Source organism: Vibrio sp. 1180_3, from assembly GCF_029478545.1.
GTDB lineage: Bacteria > Pseudomonadota > Gammaproteobacteria > Enterobacterales > Vibrionaceae > Vibrio > Vibrio aestuarianus.
Genome location: NZ_SJFM01000325.1, coordinates 1 through 215 on the forward strand (window position 1 = coordinate 1; position 215 = coordinate 215).

Annotated in this window: 1 protein-coding gene; it reads right to left on the minus strand. The window is 60.5% G+C overall.

Features of this window, described 5'->3' with window-relative positions:
• On the minus strand, positions 1–215 hold a 215-nt coding region (locus EYW48_RS21945), incomplete at both ends, for a hypothetical protein (RefSeq protein WP_277433143.1).

The following is a 215-nucleotide window of genomic DNA, read 5'->3' on the forward strand; positions in this document are numbered from 1 at the left end:
CCACGATGCTCACGCTTGGCGCACCGGCGTCCGCCGTGGTATCCACTTTCGCTTCGTCGCTGCCTGGTAGAGACACGTTGCCGTCGCGGTCGGTCTGCGTTGCATCGACCTTGATGCTTGCGCCCTCGGCCACGGTTTCTGTCCACGTGATGGTGCCATTGTTGTAGCTGTAGTTGCTGTCGCTTATCTCGCCGTCTTCATTCAGGCTCAGCGTC